At 72.3% G+C, this 22,591-nt stretch carries 21 protein-coding genes; 15 read left to right on the forward strand and 6 right to left on the reverse strand.

The features are described from left to right. The first annotated feature begins 48 nt into the window (after positions 1–48). The 4 genes from ACIRHA_RS34850 to ACIRHA_RS34865 all read left to right on the forward strand — a co-directional run bounded on the left by ACIRHA_RS34850 (position 49) and on the right by ACIRHA_RS34865 (position 5,755). Positions 49–3,264 carry a PDZ domain-containing protein gene (locus ACIRHA_RS34850; protein WP_403854178.1) on the forward strand — a complete coding sequence of 1,072 codons (3,216 nt, stop codon included), beginning with the start codon at positions 49–51 and terminating at the stop codon, positions 3,262–3,264. Between the two features lie 175 nt (positions 3,265–3,439). After that, positions 3,440–3,778, forward strand: coding sequence for a histidine triad nucleotide-binding protein (locus ACIRHA_RS34855; protein ID WP_403854180.1), 339 nt, complete (start codon positions 3,440–3,442; stop codon positions 3,776–3,778). A 10-nt stretch (positions 3,779–3,788) separates the two neighbouring features. After that, entirely contained in the window at positions 3,789–4,697 is a 909-nt protein-coding gene (locus ACIRHA_RS34860) for a ribonuclease Z (protein ID WP_403854182.1), read from the forward strand. Between the two features lie 26 nt (positions 4,698–4,723). Next, positions 4,724–5,755, forward strand: coding sequence for an adenosine deaminase (locus tag ACIRHA_RS34865; RefSeq protein WP_403854184.1), 1,032 nt, complete (start codon positions 4,724–4,726; stop codon positions 5,753–5,755). Here the strand turns inward: ACIRHA_RS34865 and ACIRHA_RS34870 are convergent. Further along, positions 5,707–7,068 carry an MFS transporter gene (locus ACIRHA_RS34870; protein ID WP_403854186.1) on the reverse strand — a complete coding sequence of 454 codons (1,362 nt, stop codon included), beginning with the start codon at positions 7,066–7,068 and terminating at the stop codon, positions 5,707–5,709. The two genes, ACIRHA_RS34865 and ACIRHA_RS34870, sit on opposite strands and share 49 nt — an antisense overlap. 246 nt (positions 7,069–7,314) lie before the next feature. Then, a complete protein-coding gene (locus ACIRHA_RS34875) occupies positions 7,315–8,127 on the reverse strand; it encodes an IclR family transcriptional regulator (protein WP_403854188.1) in 813 nt (270 codons plus the stop codon). 125 nt (positions 8,128–8,252) lie between these two features. Here ACIRHA_RS34875 and ACIRHA_RS34880 point away from each other — a divergent pair, with 125 nt between their 5' ends. The 6 genes from ACIRHA_RS34880 to ACIRHA_RS34905 all read left to right on the forward strand — a co-directional run bounded on the left by ACIRHA_RS34880 (position 8,253) and on the right by ACIRHA_RS34905 (position 14,004). After that, complete coding sequence (locus ACIRHA_RS34880) at positions 8,253–9,341, forward strand: carbohydrate kinase family protein (protein ID WP_403854190.1); 1,089 nt, start codon at positions 8,253–8,255, stop codon at positions 9,339–9,341. Positions 9,342–9,889: 548 nt separating this feature from the next. Then, a complete protein-coding gene (locus tag ACIRHA_RS34885; RefSeq protein WP_403854192.1) occupies positions 9,890–10,639 on the forward strand; it encodes a GNAT family N-acetyltransferase in 750 nt (249 codons plus the stop codon). Between the two features lie 160 nt (positions 10,640–10,799). Then, positions 10,800–11,843 (forward strand): PhoH family protein, encoded by a 1,044-nt coding sequence (locus tag ACIRHA_RS34890; protein WP_403854194.1) that lies wholly within the window; start codon positions 10,800–10,802, stop codon positions 11,841–11,843. A gap of 12 nt (positions 11,844–11,855) precedes the next feature. After that, the gene (gene ybeY / locus ACIRHA_RS34895) at positions 11,856–12,353 is read left to right on the forward strand and encodes an rRNA maturation RNase YbeY (RefSeq protein WP_403854196.1); all 498 of its coding nucleotides are present in this window, start codon (positions 11,856–11,858) and stop codon (positions 12,351–12,353) included. Beyond that, a complete protein-coding gene (locus ACIRHA_RS34900; protein ID WP_403854198.1) occupies positions 12,350–13,642 on the forward strand; it encodes a hemolysin family protein in 1,293 nt (430 codons plus the stop codon). The genes ybeY and ACIRHA_RS34900 overlap by 4 nt, the downstream gene beginning before the upstream one ends. Next, positions 13,639–14,004: an MmcQ/YjbR family DNA-binding protein gene (locus ACIRHA_RS34905; RefSeq protein ID WP_403854200.1), complete on the forward strand. Its 366-nt coding sequence runs from the start codon at positions 13,639–13,641 to the stop codon at positions 14,002–14,004. Before ACIRHA_RS34900 ends, ACIRHA_RS34905 begins: the two co-directional genes overlap by 4 nt. Before the next feature lie 4 nt (positions 14,005–14,008). On the opposite strand, the gene ACIRHA_RS34910 is transcribed toward ACIRHA_RS34905, so the two are convergent. After that, positions 14,009–15,424 (reverse strand): MFS transporter, encoded by a 1,416-nt coding sequence (locus ACIRHA_RS34910; protein ID WP_403854202.1) that lies wholly within the window; start codon positions 15,422–15,424, stop codon positions 14,009–14,011. Positions 15,425–15,569: 145 nt separating this feature from the next. Between ACIRHA_RS34910 and ACIRHA_RS34915 the strand changes: the two genes are divergently transcribed. The 3 genes from ACIRHA_RS34915 (at position 15,570) to ACIRHA_RS34925 (ending at position 17,477) form a co-directional block, all read left to right on the forward strand. Then, the gene (locus ACIRHA_RS34915) at positions 15,570–16,391 is read left to right on the forward strand and encodes a helix-turn-helix transcriptional regulator (RefSeq protein ID WP_403854370.1); all 822 of its coding nucleotides are present in this window, start codon (positions 15,570–15,572) and stop codon (positions 16,389–16,391) included. Positions 16,392–16,425: 34 nt separating this feature from the next. Then, complete coding sequence (locus tag ACIRHA_RS34920; RefSeq protein WP_403854204.1) at positions 16,426–16,776, forward strand: cytidine deaminase; 351 nt, start codon at positions 16,426–16,428, stop codon at positions 16,774–16,776. A gap of 353 nt (positions 16,777–17,129) precedes the next feature. Beyond that, complete coding sequence (locus ACIRHA_RS34925) at positions 17,130–17,477, forward strand: transglycosylase family protein (protein ID WP_403854206.1); 348 nt, start codon at positions 17,130–17,132, stop codon at positions 17,475–17,477. Between the two features lie 538 nt (positions 17,478–18,015). Here ACIRHA_RS34925 and ACIRHA_RS34930 read toward each other — a convergent pair. Together ACIRHA_RS34930 and ACIRHA_RS34935 are read right to left on the reverse strand one after the other, a co-directional pair. After that, positions 18,016–18,354, reverse strand: a complete 339-nt coding sequence (locus ACIRHA_RS34930; RefSeq protein WP_403854208.1) for a P-II family nitrogen regulator — start codon at positions 18,352–18,354, stop codon at positions 18,016–18,018. After that, positions 18,351–19,652, reverse strand: a complete 1,302-nt coding sequence (locus ACIRHA_RS34935; protein WP_403854210.1) for an ammonium transporter — start codon at positions 19,650–19,652, stop codon at positions 18,351–18,353. Before ACIRHA_RS34935 ends, ACIRHA_RS34930 begins: the two co-directional genes overlap by 4 nt. Positions 19,653–19,772: 120 nt before the next feature. Between ACIRHA_RS34935 and era the strand changes: the two genes are divergently transcribed. After that, the gene (gene era, locus ACIRHA_RS34940) at positions 19,773–20,741 is read left to right on the forward strand and encodes a GTPase Era (RefSeq protein ID WP_403854212.1); all 969 of its coding nucleotides are present in this window, start codon (positions 19,773–19,775) and stop codon (positions 20,739–20,741) included. Between the two features lie 5 nt (positions 20,742–20,746). Here the strand turns inward: era and ACIRHA_RS34945 are convergent, their stop codons facing one another. Continuing rightward, on the reverse strand, positions 20,747–21,580 hold the full coding sequence (locus ACIRHA_RS34945) for a helix-turn-helix transcriptional regulator (RefSeq protein WP_403854214.1): 834 nt from the start codon (positions 21,578–21,580) through the stop codon (positions 20,747–20,749). A gap of 147 nt (positions 21,581–21,727) precedes the next feature. Between ACIRHA_RS34945 and ACIRHA_RS34950 the strand changes: the two genes are divergently transcribed. After that, the gene (locus ACIRHA_RS34950; RefSeq protein ID WP_403854216.1) at positions 21,728–22,582 is read left to right on the forward strand and encodes an NAD-dependent epimerase/dehydratase family protein; all 855 of its coding nucleotides are present in this window, start codon (positions 21,728–21,730) and stop codon (positions 22,580–22,582) included. Positions 22,583–22,591: the final 9 nt, after the last annotated feature.

A 22,591-nucleotide genomic window follows, 5' to 3' on the forward strand; every position in this document is an offset into this window, starting at 1 on the left:
TGATCAGACCGGCTGACGTGGGCCGCGGCCAAATTTAGGCTGGGCCGGGTGACGACTCCTGCGTACCTCCGGTTCCCGCACCCGCACGGCGAGTTGGTGGTCTTCACCGCCGAGGACGACGTGTGGGCCGCACCCCTCGACGGCGGCCGCGCCTGGCGGGTCAGCGCCGACAACGTGCCCGTCGGACACCCCCGGCTCTCCCCGGACGGCGAGACGGTCGCCTGGACCTCGCGCCGCGACGGAGCACCGGAAGTGCACATCGCCCCGGTCGCCGGCGGCCCCGCCAAGCGCCTGACGCACTGGGGGAGTTGGGTCACGAACGTGCGCGGCTGGACCCCCGACGGGCGGGTGCTCGCCACCACCACGCACGGCCAGGCCTCGCTGCGCCGCAGCTGGGCGCGGGCCGTACCACTGGACGGCGGACCCGCCGAGACACTGCCGTACGGGCCCGTGGGCGGCGTCGCGTTCGGGCCCGATGACCGGGTGCTGCTGCTGTCCGCGCCGATGGGCAGGGAGGCCGCCTGGTGGAAGCGGTACCGGGGCGGCACGGCGGGCAAGCTGTGGATCGACCGGGAGGGCGCGGGGGAGTTCGGGCGCCTGCACACGGAACTCGACGGGAACATCGAGTGCCCGATGTGGGTGGGGGACCGCGTCGCGTTCCTCTCCGACCACGAGGGTGTCGGCGCGCTCTACTCCTCCCTCCCCGACGGATCCGACCTGCGACGGCACACGTCCGTCGAGGGCTTCTACGCGCGGCATGCCGCCACCGACGGTGAGCGCGTCGTGTACGCGAGCGCCGGTGAGCTGTGGATCGTCGACGGCCTCGACGAGGGCGTGGAGGCGCGGCGGCTCGACATCCGCCTCGGCGGCCAGCGCGTCGATCTCCAGCCGCGGCCCGTCGACGCCGCGAACTGGTTCGGCGCCGCGTCCCCCGACCACACCGGCCGCGGCAGCGCCGTCAACGTACGCGGCGCCGTGCACTGGGTGACCCACCGCGCGGGCCCCGCCCGCGCCCTCGCCGCCCAACCGGGCGTACGGGCCCGGCTCCCGCACACCTTCCGCGTGGACGGCGAGGAACACGTCGTGTGGGTGACGGACGCCGAGGGCGACGACGCCCTGGAGTTCGCGCCCGCCACCGGCGCCGCCCCTGCCGCCGCACCGCGCAGGCTCGGCGCGGGCCGGCTCGGCCGGGTGCTCGCCCTGACGGTGGCGCCGGACGGCGGCCGGGCCGCCGTGGCCTCGCACGACGGCCGGATCCTGCTCGTCGAGCGCGACAGCGGCGACGTACGGGAAGTGGACCGCAGCGAGGACGGGAACGCCACCGGGCTCGCGTTCTCGCCGGACTCGGCGTGGCTCGCCTGGTCGCACCCGGGACCGCACGACCTGCGCCAGCTCAAGCTCGCCAACGCCACCGACCTGTCCGTCAGCGAGGCGACCCCGCTGCGGTTCCGGGACTACGCGCCCGCGTTCACGCTCGACGGCAAGCACCTGGCGTTCCTGTCGGCGCGCTCCTTCGACCCGGTCTACGACGAGCACGCCTTCGACCTCGCGTTCGTCAGCGGCTCGCGCCCGCACCTGATCACGCTCGCCGCGACGACGCCCTCGCCGTTCGGGCCACAGCGGCACGGCCGCCCCTTCGACACCCCTGACAAAGAGGAGACGCCGGACAGCGAGGGCGCGCCCGCGACCCGCGTCGACCTGGAGGGCCTGCTCGACCGCATCGTGCCGTTCCCGGTGGAGGCCGCGCGCTACTCCGGGCTGCGTACGGCCAAGGACGGCGTGCTGTGGCTGCGGCACCCGGTGCGCGGTGTGCTCGGCGACTCCCGGGCCGGTCTCGACGCGCCGGAGCCCAAGACCCGCCTGGAACGCTACGACCTGGTCCAGCAGCGCATCGAGGAGATCGGCCCCGACGCCGAGCACTTCGAGGTCAGCGGCGACGGCAAGCGGGTGCTGCTGTGGACCGGCGAGGCCCTGAAGGTGGTCCCCAGCGACCGGCGCCCCGCACACGACGACGACAGCGACACGAACATCACCGTCGACCTCTCCAGGGTCAGCCAGACCGTCGACCCGACGGCCGAGTGGCGGCAGATGTACGACGAGGCCGGACGCCTCATGCGGGACAACTTCTGGCGCGCCGACATGAACGGGGTGGACTGGGACGGGGTCCTCGACCGGTACCGACCGGTGCTCGACCGGGTCGCCACCCACGACGACCTCGTCGATCTGCTGTGGGAGGTGCAGGGTGAGCTGGGGACCTCGCACGCGTATGTGATGCCGAGGGGCGGGCGGGGTTCCGCCGCGCGCCGGCAGGGGCTGCTCGGCGCCGACATCTCCCGTCACGAGGAGGGCAGTTGGCGGGTCGACCGGGTGCTGCCGTCCGAGACCTCCGACCCGCGCGCCCGCTCCCCGCTCACCGCGCCCGGTGTCGCCGTGCGCGCCGGGGACGCGATCGTCGCGGTGGGCGGGCGGCCGGTCGACCCGGTGACCGGGCCCGCGCCGCTGCTGGTCGGCACCGCCGACCAGCCGGTGGAACTGACCGTCTCGCCGGCCGGTGGCGGCGACCCGCGCCACGTGATCGTCGTGCCGCTCGACGACGAGGAACCGCTGCGGTACCACGCGTGGGTCGCGGACCGGCGGGCGTACGTCCACGAGCGGTCGGACGGCCGGCTCGGCTATCTGCACGTCCCCGACATGCAGGCGCCGGGCTGGGCCCAGATCCACCGGGACCTGAGCGTGGAGGTCGCGCGGGACGGGCTTGTCGTGGACGTCAGGGAGAACCGGGGCGGGCACACGTCGCAGCTCGTCGTGGAGAAGCTGGCGCGCCGCGTGGTGGGCTGGGACCTGCCGCGCGACAGCCGCCCCTTCACGTATCCCATGGACGCGCCGCGCGGGCCGGTGGTGACGGTGGCGAACGAGTTCTCCGGATCCGACGGCGACATCGTCAACGCGGCGATCAAGGCGCTCGGCATCGGTCCCGTCGTGGGCGTACGTACGTGGGGCGGCGTCATCGGCATCGACAGCCGGTACCGGCTGGTGGACGGGACGTTGGTCACGCAGCCGAAGTATGCGACGTGGATGGAGGGTTACGGGTGGGGGCTTGAGAACCATGGGGTGGACCCGGACGTGGAGGTGGTGATGGCTCCCCAGGACGCGGCGGCGGGCCGTGACCCGCAGTTGGACGAGGCGATCCGCATCGCGCTGGCCGCGCTGGTCGAGAACCCGGCCAAGTCCCCGCCCACGCTGCCGCGGGTTTCGGGGGAGTAGTGGTTACGCCCACGGGGCTCCGCCCCGGACCCCGCGCCTCAATCGCCGGCGGGGCTTAAAAGATCGGGGTTCCGCCCCGGACCCCGCTGCTCAATCGCCGCAGGGGCTTGATCTTCCGTGGCAGCCTCATCGATACGATGCGGCCATACGACACACCACCGCCGAGGGGACCCACATGGACGACTGCCTGTTCTGCAAGATTGTCGCGGGGGACGTCCCCGCCACCCTGGTCCGCGAGACGGAGTCCACCGTCGCGTTCCGGGACATCAACCCCCAGGCCCCCACCCACGTCCTGGTCATCCCCCGCGTCCACCACCCCGACGCCGCCTCCCTCGCCGCCGCCGAACCGGAAATCGCCGCCGACGTGCTGCGCGAGGCCGGCGAGGTCGCGAAGGAAGAGAAGCTGGACAGCTACCGGATCGTGTTCAACACCGGCAGCGGCGCAGGCCAGACCGTCTTCCACGCACACGCCCACGTCCTCGGCGGCCGTGGCCTGCAGTGGCCCCCCGGATAGTCGATTCCTCATGTCCGTACGCGAATTCGTCGTGCTCGGCACCGCCAGCCAGGTGCCGACCCGGCAGCGCAACCACAACGGCTACCTCCTCCGCTGGGACAGCGAAGGCATCCTCTTCGACCCCGGCGAGGGCACGCAGCGGCAGATGCTGCGCGCCGGCGTGGCCGCGCACGACATCGACCGGATCTGCGTCACGCACTTCCACGGCGACCACTCCCTCGGCCTCGCGGGCGTCATCCAGCGCATCAACCTGGACCGGGTGCCGCACCCGGTGACCGCGCACTACCCGGCGTCCGGGCAGCGGTTCTTCGACCGGCTGCGGTACTCCACCGCGTACCGGGAGACCGTCGACATCGCGGAGGAACCGGTGGCCGGGGAGGGAGCGGTGCTCGCCGACACCTCCTCGTACCGGCTCGAAGCGCGGCGCCTCTCGCACCCCGTCGAGTCGTACGGCTACCGGCTCGTCGAGCCCGACGGGCGCCGCATGCTGCCCGAGCGGCTCGCCGCGCACGGCATCAAGGGGCCCGATGTCGGACGGCTCCAGAAGGAGGGCTCCCTGCGGGGCGTCACGCTCGACGAGGTGAGCGAGGCGCGGCGCGGACAGCGCGTCGCGTTCGTGATGGACACCCGGCTGTGCGAGGGCGTGGAGGCGCTCGCCGAGGGCTGCGACCTCCTCGTCATCGAGTCGACCTTCCTCGACGAGGACGTACAACTCGCCACCGATCACGGGCATTTGACGGCCTCGCAGGCCGCCCGCGTCGCCCGTGAAGCCGGTGTGCGGCACCTCGTCCTCACGCACTTCAGCCAGCGCTACACCGACCCCCAGGAGTTCGCCCGCCAGGCCCGCGCCGCCGGGTTCGACGGGGAGCTGACGGTCGCCCGCGACCTGGACCGCGTCCCCGTGCCGAAGCGCCGCTGAGTCCCACCTCTGCGTACGCTGGTCGGATGTCACTCGCACCACTCGCGCGCATCCCCAAGGCCGAGCTCCACCTGCACATCGAAGGCACCCTCGAACCCGAGCTCGCCTTCGAACTCGCCCGTCGCAACGGCATCACCCTGCCGTACGCCGACACCGAGGAACTGCGCAAGGCGTACCTCTTCGCCGACCTGCAGTCCTTCCTCGACCTCTACTACTCGCTGATGGCGGTCCTCGTCACCGAGGACGACTTCGAGGCGCTCGCCGACGCCTATCTCGCACGCGCCGCCGAGCAGGGCGTGCGGCACGCCGAGATCTTCTTCGACCCGCAGGCGCACGCGGCGCGCGGCGTGGAGATGGGCACCGTCGTCGAGGGGCTGCACCGGGCGCTCGCCCGCAGCGAGGAGCGGCACGGGATCTCGACGAAGCTCATCATGTGCTTCCTGCGCGACCGGTCCGCCGAGTCCGCGATGGAGACCCTGGAGGCCGCGAAGCCGTACCTCGACCGCATCGTCGGCGTCGGGCTCGACTCCGCCGAGGTCGGCAACCCCGCCGCCAAGTTCCGCGAGGTGTACGAGGCCGCCGGCGCGCTCGGCCTGCGCAAGGTCGCGCACGCGGGCGAGGAGGGCGACCCGTCGTACGTGTGGGAGGCCCTCGACCTGCTGGGTGTCGAGCGCGTCGACCACGGGCTGCGGTCCCTGGAGGACCCTGAGCTTGTGACCCGCCTCGTACGGGACCGGATCCCGCTCACGCTGTGCCCGCTGTCGAACGTGCGGCTTCGCGCCATCGACATGCTGGAGGACCACCCGCTGGTCAAGATGATGGACGCGGGGCTGCTGTGCACGGTCAACTCCGACGACCCGTCCTACTTCGGCGGCTACGTCGGCGACACCTTCCACGCCGTCCATGAGGCGCTGGCCCTCGACCACGAACGAGTGCGGGAGTTGGCCCGCAACTCGTTCGTGGCGTCCTTCCTCGACGGCAGCGAGAAGGAGGAAGCGCTCCGGGCGCGCTACATCGCCGAGGTCGAGGCGTACGAACTGGACGACATCTCCGGCTGAGCCGGTGCGCGGGGCTCCGGCTCGACGCCGTCGGGGCCCACCGCCGTGAACGCCGTGTACGCGGGCGTCTCGACCGTCGTCTCGATGTCGAACAGCTCGACCACCGGCTGCTCCAGCACACCCGACGGCGGCACCGCCGCGCCGACCGGGGCGCCGCTGTGGCGCCGTACCGCTCCCGCGAACAGCGGGCGGCCACCGGTGTGCAGGGTCACCGCCGTGAGCGGCACCGCGAGCAGCAGCAGCGCGACGGCGAGCACCACACCCATCACCGGGAAGCCGGTCGCCTGGGCCAGGAGGCTGCCGGCCAGCGGGCCGCACGCGGTGCCGAGCGAGGACGCCGAGCCCATGAGGACCGCCCAGCGGCCGCGCGGGTCGAGCGACGCCGCCAGCCCGAGGACGTACGACAGGACCACCGGGTAGAGGGTGTTCCAGGCGATCTCACCCGTGGCGAAGGACGCGAGGCCGTCCGCGCGGGCGCTGAGCAGGACGCAGCAGGCGATCGCGGCCGTGCCCGCGCCGATGGGCAGCGCGCGGCCCAGGCGGACGCCGACCGCGCCCGCGCCGATCACGCCGAGCAGCCCGACGCCGAGCGCCACCGCGAAGACCGAACCCACCGCGACCTCGGACAGCCCCGCCTGCTCGGTGCCGATGCGGCTGCTGACGCCCCACAGCGCGTTCTGCGCCATCGACCAGCACACCAGCGTCACCGCGAGGATCAGGCCCGAACGGGCGTGGGGGAGCGGGGACTTGGGGGCCGGGGCCGCGCAGTTGTCCGGGGTGGCCGGGTCGGCGAGGGCGCGCGTCGCGGGCCACACGGCGAGCGCGGTGGCGGCGAGCGCCGCGAACGGCAGGGCGCTGCCCTCGCTGATCCGCGGGATGGTCAGGTACAGGGCGCACGCGAGTGCGGACACACTCAGCAGGCCGAGCGTCGAGGCGCGGTGCGGATCCTTCTGGGCGGCGATCCCGGTGGCCGCGACCGCCGTCGCCGTGCCCGAACCGAAGCCGCCGACCATCGCACCCGCGACGAGCAGCGGAGTGGTGGTGGCGAGGGCCGCGGTGCCGTATCCGAGAGCGGCGAGCAGCAGTCCGGCGCGGGCCGCGCGGCGGGCGCCGACCCGTTCGACGCGGGCCGCGAGCGTGAAGCCCGCGGCGGCCGAACTCAGCAGCAGCGCACTGCCGATGAGACCGGCCTGAGTGGGGGAGAGCCGCAGGTCGGCGGCGACTCTGCCGACGATGGTGGGCAGCAGGTAGGCGGCGAGATAGCCGGCCGTGAAGAGGGCGACGAGCGCGGGCCGGGAGGTGCGCGAGGACACGGGCGTTCCTGAGGACGGGCCCCTCGCCTTGGACGCTGTTTTGGGCAAGGGGGTGGTAAGGCAGGGGAGTTGGGGAGCGCGACGTCTTTGCGAACGGGACCGAACCGGGGACGTGGGCGCCGCCAATTTGTATCAAGCCCATGGGGGGTGCATGGAAGTCGGGGTCCTGTGACGCGCGACACATTTGGTTTGTGTGTGGTTCGGCCGGGTAGCTGAGGCCTTTTTGTGTGGAGCGGCGGTGTGCGCTCAGCGCCAGTCGGGGACGCCGGAGGCCCCTCGGCGGGCCGTCGCCTCGATCTTCGCGCGGGTCTCGCGCATGACCGCCACGATCCGCTCCTCGTGCTCCGGCGTCAGCCGGGCCACCGGCACCGAGCAACTGATGGCGTCGTGCGCCGGGGCGGCGCGGTCGGGGTAGCGCAGCGCGAAGCCGAAACCGACGATGCCTACGACACCCTCCTCGCGGTCGACCGAGTGGCCGCGCTCGCGGATCACGGCGAGGTCGGCGGCGAGCGCCTCGCGGGTGGTGCGGGTGTGCTCGGTGTTGCGCTCGTACGGGCCCGACGGCAGCTCGTCGTCCGGGCGTTCGGCGAGCAGCGCCTTGCCGAGCGCGCCGACGTTCGCGGGCAGGCGGCGCCCCACGCGACGAAACGTCCGCAGATACTCGTGCGACTCACGGGTCGCCAGATACGCGACGTCGAAGCCGTCGAGGCGCCCCAGGTGGATCGTCTCGCCGAGTGCGTCCGAGGCCTCGTCGAGGAACGGGCGCACGGAGCGCACGTACGGATCCGTGTCCAGGTAGCTGGTGCCGGTCAGCAGGGCGCGGATGCCGATGCCGTACAGCGAACCCGTCACGTCCGTGCGCACCCAGCCGCGCGCGATGAGCGTCTGCAACAGCGCGTACATCGAGCTGCGCGGCACCGCGAGTTCGTCGGCGAGCTCCTGGAGGCGCGCCGGGCGGTCACCGCGGGCGGCGAGCACATCGAGCAGGTCGACGGTGCGGGCGGCCGACTTCACCTCGCGCACGCCGCGCTGCGGCTCGGTACCGGCACTCTCTGACATGCGCCGATCGTAATCCGTGCGCCACACGGCCACCGGGGCCCTTCGTGACAGGTTGATGTCGTCCCCCGCGGCACGGGACCGGGTCGTGCACACTGTCCGGACCCGTACCACTCAGGGAGCGCGACGTGACCTCCACACGACCCAGAACGGACCCCCTCGCGGCGCTGCGCACGACGGCCGACCCGCCCTACGACGTCTATCTCACCGGCACGGTCTTCCTCGACATCATCTTCACCGGCCTCGACAGCGCGCCCGTGCGGGGGACGGAGTCATGGGCGCGCGGCATGGGGTCCAGCCCCGGCGGGATCGCGAACATGGCGACGGCGCTCGCCCGCCTCGGCCTGCGCACCTCGCTCGCCGCGGCCTTCGGCGACGACCACTACGGCGAGTACTGCTGGGACGCCCTCGAACACGGCGAGGGCATCGACCTCAGCTACGCGCGGACCGTGCCGGGCTGGCACTCGCCCGTCACCGTCTCCATGGCGTACGAGGGCGAACGCACGATGGTGAGCCACGGGCACGAGCCGCCGCCCGTTGAGCCGGCGCCGGACTGTCCGCCGCACGCGCGTGCCGCCGTCGCCTCGCTCGTGCCCGGCGCCGACGAGCCGTGGGTCGCGACGGCCGCGCGCTCCGGGACGAAGATCTTCGCCGACGTGGGCTGGGACGAGACCGGCCGCTGGGACCTCGCGGCGCTGCCGGGCCTGCGGCACTGCGAGGCGTTCCTGCCGAACGCCGAGGAAGCGATGCGCTACACCCGTACGTCCTGTCCGCGGGCCGCCGCGCACGCGCTCACCGAACACGTTCCGGTCGCCGTGGTCACACTCGGTGCGGAAGGCGCGTACGCGGTGGACGGCCGGACCGGTGAAACGGCCTCCGTCCCCGCCATCGAGGTCGAGGCCCTCGACCCGACCGGGGCCGGGGACGTCTTCGTCGCCGGCTTCGTCACCGGAACCCTGGCGGGCTGGCCGCTCGCCGACCGCATCGCCTTCGCCGGCCTCACCGCGGCCCTCTCGGTCCAGGAGTTCGGCGGCTCCCTCTCGGCGCCGGGCTGGTCCGAGATCGCGGTCTGGTGGAAAGAGGTCCGCTCGAACACCCACCAGAACCGCTCCGCCCTGGACCGCTACGCCTTCCTGTCCCCCCTCCTCCCGGACACATCCCGGGCCTGGCCCCTGCGGCGGGCTGTCCCGACGATCGGCTTCGGACGCTCGGCGTAGGGGGACGCCTGGCCGGTGCGGCGGGGGCGGACGATCGGCTCCGGTCGGTCGGCGTAGCCGTTACGTGGCCGGTGCCAACGATCGACTTCGGCCTGCCGCCCAGCCGCCACCCGCTGCGTGGCCTCTCTGCCCGTTGCGGCCCTTGTGTCTCTTGCGACCCTTGTGCCCGGTGCCCCCGCCCATCTCCCACCCACCCGCCCCCTCCGGGGGCTTGGGCCTCCCGGGGTGCGTGCCGCGCTCAGCCGAGTGGGCCGCCGGTCGGGCTCGGGCGGCGGAGTGGCCGGGGGCATGACCGCACGGCCCCACCGGGCGCCTCGGCGTAAATGCCTTGTCGGTGGCGCGGTCGCCGTGCGAGATTGACTGCCGCCGCCGCCCGGCGGCCCATCACCTCACTGATCCCAGGGACTGAAGCCCATGATCTCGGCGACCCGCAGCGGCCGTCGTCCGCACTGAGACCCCTCGATTCCGGGGACTCACTCCTCACGGCGGCCCCACGCACACGTCATCCGTCAGCTGTGCGCTCTTACACGTGAGGAACCACCATCACCATGGACATCGACGTCCAGCGCTTCACCGTTGCCCACCTGCGCCGCCGCGCCGACGCCTTGGAGACGGCCGGGTTCGTGCTCGGGTTCGATCCGACCACCACCAGCCCGTACGTCAACTACGCGACACCACTGCCCGGCGCCACGCCCACCCCCGCCGACGTACGCGCCCTGATCGACGGATTCCGGCAGCGGGGGCTCGTCCCGCGCCTGGAGTTCGAGCCGGACGCCGCGCCCGAGGCAGCCGCCGCCCTCGCCGCCGCCGGGTTCACGCCGGAGGCCGAGCACACGTACCTCGTGTGCACGAAGGACACGCTCGTCGTGCCTTCGCGGCCCGCCGTCGAGGCCCCGACCGGCGAAGACGACTACCTCGCGCTCGACGCGACACTCGCCGAGGCGTTCAGCGGCGAGTTCCAGTCGTCGCCCGAGGGTGCCGAACGGCTGCGGCGCACCGAGGAGGACGGCGGCGCCGTCCGCCTCGTACGGGCCGCCGACGGCTCGGTCGCGGGCGGAGCCCAGTGCAGCGCCCCCGCCGAAGGCACCGCCGAACTGGCCGGCGTCGGCACCCGCCCCGCCCACCGGGGCCAGGGCATCGCAGGCGCCGTCACCGCCGAACTGGCCCGTGTGCTGCTGCACGAGCGCGGCGCCGCCTCGGTGTGGCTGGAGTACGGCGGGGAGGGCTCCCGGCGCGTGTACGAGCGCGTCGGCTTCCACCCGCGCGGCACCCGCCGCTACATCCGGCTCGACGCCTGACCTTCGTACGGCCGGGACCCGCACCGGCCCCGGCCGTATCCGTAACCCACTCGGCGTTGTCGTACCCGCGCCGTACCCTTGGCGGTGCAGGGCAACACCCCAGAACACACCGCAGAGAATGTCCCGTACGGGGAGGACGCAAGGGCCACCGGCCCGGCTCATGACGCAGACACCATCCAGCGCCCGCGCACAGTTCACCGTCCCGCCGAAGCACCCCATGGTCGAGATCCTCGGCTCGGGGGACGCGCTGTTGCGAGTGATCGAGAAGGCCTTCCCGGAGGCCGACATCCACGTCCGGGGCAATGAGATCAGCGCGACGGGTCAACCGGGCGAAGTCGCCCTCATCCAGCGCCTGTTCGACGAGATGATGCTGGTACTGAGGACGGGAGCACCGATGACAGAGGACGCCGTGGAGCGCTCCATCGCCATGCTGAAGGCGACGCAGAACGGCGAGGGGGACGACCAGGAGACCCCCGCCGAGGTCCTCACGCAGAACATCCTGTCCTCGCGCGGCCGCACGATCCGCCCCAAGACCCTGAACCAGAAGCGCTACGTCGACGCGATCGACAAGCACACGATCGTCTTCGGCATCGGCCCCGCCGGCACCGGCAAGACGTACCTGGCGATGGCCAAGGCGGTCCAGGCCCTCCAGTCCAAGCAGGTCAACCGCATCATCCTGACCCGCCCGGCGGTCGAGGCAGGCGAACGCCTCGGCTTCCTCCCCGGCACCCTCTACGAGAAGATCGACCCCTACCTGCGCCCGCTCTACGACGCCCTGCACGACATGCTCGACCCGGACTCGATCCCGCGCCTGATGGCAGCGGGCACCATCGAGGTGGCGCCGCTGGCATACATGAGGGGACGGACCCTTAATGACGCCTTCATCATCCTCGACGAGGCACAGAACACCTCGCCCGAGCAGATGAAGATGTTCCTCACCCGCCTCGGTTTCGACTCGAAGATCGTGATCACCGGTGACGTGACGCAGGTCGACCTGCCGGGTGGCACGAAGAGTGGGCTGAAGCAGGTGCAGGACATCCTGGAGGGGCTCGACGACGTGCACTTCTCGCGGCTCACGTCCCAGGATGTCGTCCGGCACAAGCTCGTCGGCCGTATCGTCGACGCGTACGAGAAGTACGACTCCGAGAACGGTACGGAGAACGGCACCCGCAAGGGCCGCCCCAGGGCAAACCAAGGAAAGTAGTCCACCAGCGCCATGTCGATCGACGTCAACAACGAGTCCGGAACCGAGGTCGATGAGCAGGCGATCCTCGACATCGCCCGCTACGCGCTCGCGCGGATGCGGATCCACCCGCTGTCGGAGCTCTCGGTGATCGTCGTCGACGGCGACGCCATGGAGCAGCTGCACGTGCAGTGGATGGATCTGCCGGGGCCGACGGACGTCATGTCGTTCCCGATGGACGAGCTGCGGCCGCCGATGAAGGACGAGGACGAGGCCCCGCAGGGGCTGCTCGGCGACATCGTGCTCTGCCCCGAGGTCGCCAAGAAGCAGGGTGAGGACGCGCCCACGCAGCACTCCATGAACGAGGAGCTCCAGCTCCTCACCGTGCACGGAGTGCTGCACCTGCTCGGGTACGACCACGAGGAGCCCGACGAGAAGGCCGAGATGTTCGGTCTCCAGGCGGGCATCGTGGACGGCTGGCGTGCGGAGAAGGGGATGACGGGGCCGTCGCCGGCGCCGACCGTGTCATGAGCTTTTCGCTGATCGCAGGGGCCGTCGCGCTGGTCGTGATCGCCTGGCTCGCCGCCTGCGCCGAGGCCGGCCTCGCGAGGGTGTCGAGCTTCCGTGCCGAGGAGGCCGCCCGGTCCGGGCGGCGTGGCAGCGCCAAGCTCTCGCAGGTCGCCGCCGACCCGACGCGCTATCTGAACGTGGCGCTCCTGGTGCGCGTCGCCTGCGAGATGGCCGCCGCCGCGCTCGTCACGTACGCGTGCCTGGAGCAGTTCCGGGAGACCTGGCAGGCGCTGCTCGTCGCCATCGGGGTCATGGTGCTGCTGTCGTACGTGGCCGTGGGGGTGTCCCCGCGGACCATCGGGCGGCAGCATCCGCTGAACACCGCGACGGCGGCCGCGTACGTGCTGCTGCCGCTGGCCCGCATCATGGGCCCGATTCCGCCGCTGCTGATCCTGATCGGCAACGCGCTCACCCCCGGCAAGGGTTTCCGGCGCGGCCCCTTCGCCTCCGAGGCCGAGCTGCGGGCGCTTGTCGACCTCGCCGAGAAGGAGTCCCTCATCGAGGACGAGGAGCGCCGCATGGTGCACTCCGTCTTCGAGCTGGGCGACACCCTCGTGCGGGAGGTGATGGTGCCGCGCACCGACCTCGTCGTCATCGAGCGGTACAAGACCATCCGGCAGGCGCTCACCCTCGCCCTGCGGTCCGGGTTCTCGCGGATTCCCGTGGTCGGGGAGAGCGAGGACGACGTCGTGGGTGTGGTGTACCTGAAGGACCTCGCCCGTAAGACGCACATCAACCGGGACGCCGAGGCCGAGTTGGTGTCCACCGCGATGCGGCCCGCGACGTTCGTGCCGGACACCAAGAACGCGGGCGATCTGCTGCGCGAGATGCAGCAGTTGCGTACGCACGTCGCCGTCGTGATCGACGAGTACGGCGGCACGGCGGGCATCGTCACCATCGAGGACATCCTCGAGGAGATCGTCGGCGAGATCACCGACGAGTACGACCGCGAGGTGTCCTCCGTGGAGGAGCTCGGCGACGAGCGGTTCCGGGTGACGTCCCGGCTCGACATCGGCGACCTCGGTGAGCTGTACGGCATCGAGGAGTTCGACGACGAGGACGTGGAGACCGTCGGCGGACTCCTCGCGAAGGCGCTCGGCAGGGTGCCCATCGCCGGGGCCTCGTCCCTGGTCACCCTGCCCGACGGGCGTGAGCTGCGGCTGACAGCGGAGGCCGCCGCGGGCCGCCGGAACAAGATCGTGACCGTGCTCTCGGAGCCGGTCGGCGGCCAGGGGGAGAGCGCCGGATGACGCCTCAGGAGCTGCGGGCCTTCTGCCTGTCGTTCAACGCGGCGGTGGAGGACTTTCCGTTCAGTCCGGAGATCTCGGTCTTCAAGGTGCTGGGGAAGATGTTCGCCCTCACGCACCTGGACGCGCGGCCCCTGACCGTCAACCTCAAGTGCGATCCCGACGACGCGCTGCGGCTGCGTGGCGAGTACGAGGGCGTCATCGTGCCGGGCTGGCACATGAACAAGCGGCACTGGAACACGGTGACCGTCGACCGGTCCGAAGAGCTCCCGGACCGTGTCGTCCGGGAGCTCGTCGAGGACTCGTACGACCTCGTGGTGGCGGGCCTGCCGAAGGCGGAGCGGCTGCGGCTCGACAGGCCCTAAGGTGCTAACCGCGTCGGGTGCGCAGGCCCAGCGCCACCAGCGCCGCCGCGACCAGGGTGATCGCCGCGGCCAGGGCGATCACCGTGTGCGCCCCGGTCAGCAGGTCCGTGGACGTCGTCGCGAGGACGCCGAGGAGCGGGATGCCGACCGTGATGCCGACCTGCTGGGTCGAGGTGACCAGACCCGTGGCCAGGCCCTGCTCCTCGTTCGGCACGCCCGAGGTGACCGTGAGGCCGTACGAGATGATCGCGCCCAGGTGGAACGCACTGGCCAGCGACACGGCGGCGGTGGCGAGCCAGACCGAGGCACCGCTGGTACCGATGCCCAGGAGGGCGGAGATGAGCACGCCCTGGCCGACGAGCGAGCCGACGAGCGTGCGGCGGGCGCCGAAGCGGCCGACGACCTTCGGGGTGTACGCCCCCGCGACCACCGACAGGACGCCCTGGACGCCGAAGACGAGGCCGGTCCGGAAGGCCGACAGGTGCAGCACTTCCTGTAGGTACAGCGTCAGGACGAAGACGATCGTCGACATCATCGAGAAGGTGACGAGGCCGCCCACGTTGCCCCACGCGATGGTGCGGCGGCGCAGCATCGGCAGCGACACCAGCGGCTGGGCGCTGCGGGACTCGACGTAGCCGAACGCGGTGAGCAGGGCGAGACCGGCGAGCAGTGTGATCAGGACGTCTGCGCGGCCGAAGCCGGCCTCCGCCGCCGTGGACAGCGCGTAGATCAGGGCGAGCAGGCCGCCGGTGACCGTGACGGCGCCGGGGACGTCGAGGCGCGGGCGGTCCGGGGTGCGGGACTCGGGCAGCAGGCCGGGCGCGAGCGGCAGCACGATCAGGGCGAACAGGGTCAGCAGGCCCATCGTGGAGCGCCAGCCGAGCGCGTCGGTGAGGACCCCGCCGGCCACCATGCCGACGGTGAAGCCGAGGGACATCAGGGTGCCGGAGATGCCGATCGCCTTGTCCCGCTGCGGGCCCTCCGGGAACGTCGTGGTCAGCAGCGACATGCCGGTCGGCACGATCGCCGCCGCGCCCATCCCCTGCAGCGCGCGGCCGGTGAGGAACGACGCCGGGTCCCAGGCGAACGTCGCGAGCAGCGAGGCCGCGCCGAACAGGGCGAGCCCGGTCAGGAAGATCCGGCGCCGCCCGTACAGGTCGCCGATCCGGCCGAAGAGGAGCAGGAAGCCACCGGACGGCAGGGCGAAGGCGGTCACCGCCCACTGCAGCGCGGACGTGCTCATACCGAGGTCGGGACCGAGCACCGGCAGCGCCACGTTCAGCACGGAGAAGTCGAGCGCCACCATGAACTGGGCGGCGCACAGGACGAAGAGGACGAGCTTGTCCCGGCCGGAGAGGCGGGGCGCGGTGGAGGGTGGGGCCTGTGTGGTGGCCGTCGGGGTTGAGGTGTCGATCGCCATGGCCATGAGCTTCGTACGACCGGAATAAGCGTGGAGAGTGGGAACTTATGCTGGTGGTCGCACCACCAGACAACCGGGGGAGTCGTACGTGGCCGAGAGCGCAGCGCTCAAGAAGCACCGGCTCAGCGAGTTGCGGGAGTTCCTGATGAGCCGGCGGGCGCGGGTCTCGCCCACCGAGGCGGGCCTGCCCGACGGCGGCGCCCGGCGCCGTACGCCGGGACTGCGCCGCGAGGAGGTCGCCGTGCTCGCCGGGGTGGGCGCCTCCTGGTACCAGTGGCTGGAGCAGGGCCGCGACATCTCGGTGTCGCCGCAGGTGCTCGACGCCGTGGCCCGCGTCCTGAAGCTGACCAGCGCGGAGCGGCGCCACCTGTACGTGCTCGCGGGGCTCAACCCGCCCGCGTACGAGGTGGATCCGGGCGACCAGCAGATGTGCGACGGGCTGCAGCGGCTCATCGACGCCTGGATGCCGTTCCCGGCGCACATCATGGACGCGTACTACAACTGCGTGATGTACAACGACGCGGCGGCGATCGTCCTCGCGATGCGCCCGGAGAACCGGCAGAACTGCGTCATCGACTTCTTCACCGACTCCCTCTACCGCGCCCGCAGCGAGAGCTGGGAGCAGAACGCGGCGACGGTCGTCGCCCAGTTCCGCGCCGCCTGCTCGGAGTGCCCCGAGGACGAGGGGTTCCAGGAGGTCGTCGCCGAACTGAAGGCGGTGAGCCCGGAGTTCGTGGAGTTGTGGGAGCGCCGCGACATCAAGGCGCAGGGACAGGTCCGCAAGGAGCTCACGCATCCCGTGGCCGGGCTGCTGCACCTGGAGTCGACCGCCATGAAGATCCCCGCACGGCCCGACCTCACGGTCGTGCTGCACACCCCGCTGGCCGAGGCGGACACCGCCGCGAAGCTGGAGTGGCTGGCCTCGCCGGAGGGGCGGCGCGGGGCGATGTACCCGGTGGCCGGGTGAATGCCCCGGTGGGCGTGTTCCATATGCTCACCCCATGACTGAGAGCACCGACCTCGGCCCCGAGGACCGCAAGATCGTCACCCTGGCCCGCTCCACGCGGGCCCGCAACGGCGTGCCCGAGGGCGCGGCCGTGCGTGACGAGACCGGGCGCACCTACGTCGCGGGCACCGTCGCCCTCGACTCCCTGAAGCTGAGCGCGTTGCAGACGGCCGTCGCGATGGCGGTGGCGTCCGGGGCGCAGTCCCTGGAGGCGGCGGCTGTCGTCTCAGCGTCCGACGAGCTCCCGGCCGAGGACCTCGCCGCCGTACGCGACCTGGGCGGGGCCGGTACGCCGGTGTTCCTGGCCGGGGGCGACGGCGCGGTGAAGGAGACGCTGTCCGCGTGAGCGCCGCTGTGTGCGCGCTACCCGTGTGAATACCCTCACGCCTGCCGCTGATCAGGCCCGAAGGCCCGGTGCGGCGGGCGTCGTGTGTGCGGGCACGGGGTGCGGGGAGCGGGCCGTGGGACCTTCGGCCCGGGGCGCTGGTCCTGGCGGGGCGCGCCGGGTGCGGGGGACCGAAGGGTGCGCCGGTGGGTCGGGCGGCCCATGGGACGGGGGCTCGGCGTGGCCCACGGTGGAGAGGTCGCCCGCTGCGGCAGCCGACCGACCGGCCGCCGCGCCGGGCGACCCACCACGTCCCCAAACAAAGGTTCCGCTTCGTGTTCTCCGCCGTGCTTCGTCGTCCCTCCGCCGCCCGTATGTCCCGTACTCGTCGTCTTGGCACGGCCGCCGTCCTTGCCGGTGCCAGCGGGGTGCTGGTGCTCGCGGGGACCGGCAACGCCTCGGCGGCCACCGGGGCGTCGGCGTCCCAGTGGCAGTCCGTCGCCCAGTGCGAGGCCAGTGGGAACTGGGCCGCGAACACGGGGAACGGGTTCTCCGGTGGGCTGCAGTTCACTCCGTCGACGTGGGCGGCGTACGGCGGTACGCAGTACGCGCCCGCGGCGAGCCAGGCCACTCCGTCGGAGCAGATGGCTGTCGCCGACAAGGTTCTGGCCGAACAGGGACCGGGCGCGTGGCCGATCTGCGGCGCTAAAGCGGGCCTCTGACCCACGCCCCGCCTCTCCGGCGATCGCCCCTTTTACGTCCCTCCGGCGGGCACCTCAAGCCCCCCGCGGCGCTTGAGCAGGCCTTCCAAGCCCCTCCGGCGGGCAAATCAAGCCCCTGCGGCGCTTGAGCAGCATCTTTTAAGCCCCGCCGGCGATTGAGGCGCGGGGTCCGGGGCAGAGCCCCGGCGGTGCCGCCCGCTCAACGGCACGGGGCTCCGCCCCGGACCCCGGGGGGGCCACACCCCCCCGGGGGGGGGGGGGGCGGGGGGGCCGCCGGGGGGGGGGCGGGGGCCCGCCGCCGCCCGGCGGGGGGCCCGCCCGCCCCCCGCCCCCCCCCCCCCGCCCCCGCCCCCGCCGCCCCCGCCCCGCCCCCCCCCCCCCCCCCCCCCCCCCCCCCCCCCCCCCCCCCCCCCCCCCCCCCCCCCCCCCCGGTGCCGCCCGCTCAACGGCACGGGGCTCCGCCCCGGACCCCGCTGCTCAATCGCCGCAGGGGCTTAAAGTGCCGGACCGGCGCTGAAGGAGCCCGTAGGGCCGGAGGCTAAATCGCGTCCGGGCCGCGGTCGCCCGTGCGGACGCGGACGACCGTGTCCACCGGAACCGCCCACACCTTGCCGTCGCCGATCTTCCCGGTCCGTGCGGCCCGCACGATCGCGTCCATCGCCGGCTCGGCGTCCGCGTCCTCGACGACGACCTCGATCCGCACCTTCGGCACCAGGTCGACCTGGTACTCGGCGCCCCGGTACACCTCCGTGTGCCCCCGCTGCCGGCCGTAGCCACTCGCCTCGGTCACGGTCAGGCCCATGATGCCCAGTTCCTGGAGCGCGGTCTTGACCTCGTCGAGGCGGAAGGGCTTCACGACCGCGGTGATCAACTTCATGGCGCGACCTTTCGGGCGACGGGGGCGGCACTCAGGACGCCGTGATCGTACGCACTCTCCGCGTGCGCCGTCTGGTCGAGCCCGGTCAGCTCCTCCTCGGCCGCGGCCCGGAAGCCCATCAGCTTGTCGATGGCCTTCGCGATCCCGTACGTGACGAGGAAGGTGTAGGCCGCGACCACCAGCACCGCGAGCAGTTGCTTGCCGAGCTGGCCGAACCCGCCGCCGTAGAAGAGACCCTCCTTGGCCGGCGACCCGGTCATCGCGGACGTCGCGAACAGGCCGATGAGGACCGTGCCCACGACACCGCCGATGAAGTGCACGCCGACGACGTCGAGGGAGTCGTCGTAGTGGAAACGCAGCTTCCAGGCGACCGCGTACGAGCAGACGACACCGGCCACGAGCCCGACGGCCGCCGCTCCCGGCACGCCCACGACGCCGCAGGCCGGGGTGATCGCGACCAGTCCGGCCACCGCGCCCGAGGCCGCGCCGAACGTCGTCGGGTGCCCGTCCCGCCGCTGCTCCACGAACAGCCAGCCCAGCAGCCCCGTGCAGCCCGCGATCAGGGTGTTGAACATGGAGGCCGCGGCGATGCCGTTCGCGCCGAGCGCCGAGCCGCCGTTGAAGCCGAGCCAGCCGAACCACAGCAGGCCCGCGCCCATGACCACCATCGGCAGGTTGTGCGGGCGCATCGCGTCCTTCTTGAAGCCGATGCGCGGGCCGAGAACGAGGCAGAGGGCCAGACCCGACGCGCCCGACGCGATTTCGACGACCAGTCCGCCCGCGAAGTCGAGGGCTCCCAGGCGGTTCGCGATCCACCCTCCCGGACCCCATACCCAGTGCGCCACGGGAACGTATACGAGCAGTGCCCAGACGGGGACGAATACCAGCCACGCCCCGAACTTCGTACGGTCCGCGACCGCCCCGCTGATCAGCGCGGCGGTGAGGATCGCGAAGGTCAGCTGGAAGGTCGTGAAGAGGAAGGTGGGCACCGTGCCGGTGACGTCGGACGGGCCGATGCCGACCATGCCTACGTGCTCCAGGCCGCCGATCAGGCCCGCGAAGGCGTCGTCGCCGAAGGCGAGCGAGTAGCCCGCGACCAGCCAGACCACCGTCACGAGGGCGATCGACACGAAGCTCATCATCAGCATGTTGAGGACGCTCTTCGTGCGGACCATGCCGCCGTAGAAGAGGGCGAGTCCCGGCGTCATGAGCAGCACGAGGGCGGTGGCGGCGAGCAGCCAGGCGGTGTCGCCGGTGTCGAGCGCCGGGGCGGCGAGGGGCACGGTCGTGGCAGGCATGCGGATCAGCGTCACGGGTCCGCGTTTCCGGAACCGCACACGCGGGTTTCCGCCGTGTTTCTTGTTGCCGGGTGGTTACCGGGGCCTCACTGTGCTGCGGCACCCCCGGCATCGGGGACAATGGGCGCCATGAGCGCTCGTACCCAGCCGTCCCAGTCGTCGAATTCCTCGGAGCCCGCGCACCGCGCCGGCTTCGCCTGCTTCGTCGGCCGCCCCAACGCGGGCAAGTCCACCCTCACGAACGCTCTGGTCGGCAAGAAGGTGGCCATCACCGCCGACCAGCCGCAGACCACGCGGCACACGGTGCGCGGCATCGTGCACCGCGAGGACGCGCAGCTGATCCTGGTGGACACCCCCGGCCTGCACAAGCCGCGTACGTTGCTGGGCGAGCGCCTCAACGATGTGGTGCGCACCACATGGGCCGAGGTCGACGTGATCGGCTTCTGCCTGCCCGCCGACCAGAAGCTCGGCCCCGGTGACAAGTTCATCGCCAAGGAACTCGCGTCGATCAAGAAGACGCCGAAGGTCGCCATCGTCACCAAGACGGACCTCGTCGACAGCAAGACCCTCGCCGAGCAGCTCATCGCCATCGACCAGCTCGGCAGGGAGCTGGGCATCGAGTGGGCGGAGATCGTGCCGGTGTCGGCCGTCGGTGAGCAGCAGATCGACCTGCTCGCCGACCTGCTGGTCCCGATGCTGCCCGAAGGCCCGCAGCTCTACCCCGAGGGCGACCTCACGGACGAGCCCGAGCAGGTCATGGTCGCGGAGCTGATCCGCGAGGCCGCGCTCGAGGGCGTACGGGACGAGCTGCCGCACTCCATCGCCGTCGTGGTGGAGGAGATGCTGCCGCGCGAGGACCGGCCCGCCGACAAGCCGCTCCTCGACATCCACGCGTTCGTCTACATCGAGCGGCCCAGCCAGAAGGGCATCATCATCGGCCCGAAGGGCAAGCGGCTCAAGGACGTCGGCATCAAGTCCCGCAAGCAGATCGAGGCGCTCCTCGGTACGCCGGTCTACCTGGACCTGCACGTCAAGGTCGCCAAGGACTGGCAGCGGGACCCGCGGCAGCTGCGCAAGCTCGGCTTCTGATCCGCCTACTGGCCGCTGGGTGACAGGTCCTGGAGTCCTATCACCCGCAGCAGTTCCAGGCGCTCGTACGTCTCCGTGCCCGGCCGCGCCGAGTGCACGATGAGCTGCTGGCTGTGCCCGTCGCCGACCAGGACCTCGCAGTCCAGGTCGAGGGCGCCGACCACGGGGTGCAGGAACCGCTTCGGCGACGGGCGGCGCACCACCACCTCGTGCGATGCCCACAGCTCCTCGAACTCCCTTGACCCGGCCCGGAGTTCGGCCACGAGCGCGGCGGGTCCCGGATCGTCTGGGCGGGCCGCGCTGACCGCCCGCAGGCTCGCCACGTGGGCCCGGCTGTGCTCCTCGTGCTTCTCGGGCGGGGCCAGGGTGCGGCCCGCCGGGTCGGTGAACCAGCGGCGGATCAGATTGGTCCCCGTGTGGTCGCCGGTCAGCGCCACCGACATCGTGTTCTGCGCGAGCATCTCGCCCCAGTCGCTGATCACGTTCGCCGGCAGATCGTGCAGCCGGTCGAGGATCATCAGCAGCCCCGGCCGCACATGGCCCGAGGAACCGCCCGGCCGCGGCGGCTCCTCGCCCGCCAGGTGGAACAGGTGGTCGCGCTCGGTGTCGGTGAGCCGCAGCGCTCGGGCCAGCGCGGTGAGCATCTGCCGCGACGGATGCGAGCCCCTGCGCTGTTCGAGCCGCGTGTAGTAGTCCGTGGACATCCCGGTGAGCTGCGCCACCTCCTCGCGGCGCAGGCCCGGCGTGCGGCGCCGGGGGCCCGCGGCCATGCCGACGTCGGACGGGTTGAGGCGGGCGCGGCAGCGGCGCAGGAAGTCGGCGAGTTCGGCTCGGTTCACCTCTTCAGGATCGCTCGGGTCGCCGGGCGGATCCAGTGCGCAGCCAGGGAGTGCCGGTCCCTGGACAAGCGCGTCTCTCCCGCCGCGGACGCCGCTGCCACAGGCTTCGGTCATGGCTACGACAGCTACGACATCGAGGAGGCAGCCATGCTGACACTGGTGACAGGCGCGACGGGGCAGGTCGGGCGGCGGTTCGTGCCGCGACTGCTGCAGAGCGCCCCGCAGGGGGACCGGGTACGGGTGCTCGTACGGGACGCGGCCCGCGGGGAGCGGTTCGCGGACCTTGGCGCCGAGGTCGTCGTCGGCGACCTGCGGGACACCGACGCCCTCGGCAAGGCGACGGCAGGGGCGGACGCCGTGATCAACGTTGCCGCGGCCTTCCGCGGGGTGCCGGACGAGGAGGCCCAGGCGGTCAACCGGGACGCCGCGATCGAACTGGGGCGGGCCGCGGTGGCCTCTGGCGTACGGCGATTCGTGCAGGTCAGCACCGGTCTCGTGTACGGCGCGGGCCGCGGTAGGCCGCTGGTCGAGGACGACGAGACGCGGCCGGGCGGCCATCTGTGGGGCGCCTATCCCCAGTCCAAGTGGGAGGCCGAGCGGGCACTCCGCGACCTGGACGGGCTCGACGACCTGCGGATCGGACGGCTGCCCTTCGTGTACGGCGACGGGGACCCGCATCTGGACAACGTGCTGGAGTGGGCGCCGGCCTGGCCCGCCACGCAGCGCCTCCACATGGGTCACCACGTCGACGTGGCGCAGGCCCTGCGGCGCCTCCTGTACGCGTCCGGCGCGTCAGGCGTCTACAACATCGCCGACGACGCCCCGGTGACCACGGTCGACATCTTCCAGCTGGGCGGGCTCCCGGTGCCCCCGGAGGTGTACGAGAAGGAGGCCGCGGACCCGTGGCACGGCGTGCTGTCGACGGGCCGCATCCGCCACGAACTGGGCTTCCGCCCGATCTTCCCGTCGGTGTGGACGGCGCGGGATGCGGGGGTGATGTAGCCGGCGGCA

This window comes from Streptomyces sp. NPDC102360 (assembly GCF_044766085.1).
Classification (GTDB): domain Bacteria; phylum Actinomycetota; class Actinomycetes; order Streptomycetales; family Streptomycetaceae; genus Streptomyces.

Bases quoted from the DNA above. Each gene is read 5' to 3' on its own strand.
- ACIRHA_RS34855 (WP_403854180.1), top strand. From the start codon at position 3,440: ATGGACGACTGCCTGTTCTGCAAGATTGTCGCGGGGGACGTCCCCGCC.
- ACIRHA_RS34860 (WP_403854182.1), top strand. From the start codon at position 3,789: ATGTCCGTACGCGAATTCGTCGTGCTCGGCACCGCCAGCCAGGTGCCG.
- ACIRHA_RS34865 (WP_403854184.1), top strand. From the start codon at position 4,724: ATGTCACTCGCACCACTCGCGCGCATCCCCAAGGCCGAGCTCCACCTG.
- ACIRHA_RS34875 (WP_403854188.1), bottom strand. From the start codon at position 8,127: ATGTCAGAGAGTGCCGGTACCGAGCCGCAGCGCGGCGTGCGCGAGGTG.
- ACIRHA_RS34885 (WP_403854192.1), top strand. From the start codon at position 9,890: ATGGACATCGACGTCCAGCGCTTCACCGTTGCCCACCTGCGCCGCCGC.
- ACIRHA_RS34890 (WP_403854194.1), top strand. From the start codon at position 10,800: ATGACGCAGACACCATCCAGCGCCCGCGCACAGTTCACCGTCCCGCCG.
- ybeY (WP_403854196.1), top strand. From the start codon at position 11,856: ATGTCGATCGACGTCAACAACGAGTCCGGAACCGAGGTCGATGAGCAG.
- ACIRHA_RS34900 (WP_403854198.1), top strand. From the start codon at position 12,350: ATGAGCTTTTCGCTGATCGCAGGGGCCGTCGCGCTGGTCGTGATCGCC.
- ACIRHA_RS34905 (WP_403854200.1), top strand. From the start codon at position 13,639: ATGACGCCTCAGGAGCTGCGGGCCTTCTGCCTGTCGTTCAACGCGGCG.
- ACIRHA_RS34910 (WP_403854202.1), bottom strand. From the start codon at position 15,424: ATGGCGATCGACACCTCAACCCCGACGGCCACCACACAGGCCCCACCC.
- ACIRHA_RS34915 (WP_403854370.1), top strand. From the start codon at position 15,570: ATGAGCCGGCGGGCGCGGGTCTCGCCCACCGAGGCGGGCCTGCCCGAC.
- ACIRHA_RS34920 (WP_403854204.1), top strand. From the start codon at position 16,426: ATGACTGAGAGCACCGACCTCGGCCCCGAGGACCGCAAGATCGTCACC.
- ACIRHA_RS34925 (WP_403854206.1), top strand. From the start codon at position 17,130: ATGTCCCGTACTCGTCGTCTTGGCACGGCCGCCGTCCTTGCCGGTGCC.
- ACIRHA_RS34930 (WP_403854208.1), bottom strand. From the start codon at position 18,354: ATGAAGTTGATCACCGCGGTCGTGAAGCCCTTCCGCCTCGACGAGGTC.
- ACIRHA_RS34935 (WP_403854210.1), bottom strand. From the start codon at position 19,652: ATGCCTGCCACGACCGTGCCCCTCGCCGCCCCGGCGCTCGACACCGGC.
- era (WP_403854212.1), top strand. From the start codon at position 19,773: ATGGGCGCCATGAGCGCTCGTACCCAGCCGTCCCAGTCGTCGAATTCC.
- ACIRHA_RS34950 (WP_403854216.1), top strand. From the start codon at position 21,728: ATGCTGACACTGGTGACAGGCGCGACGGGGCAGGTCGGGCGGCGGTTC.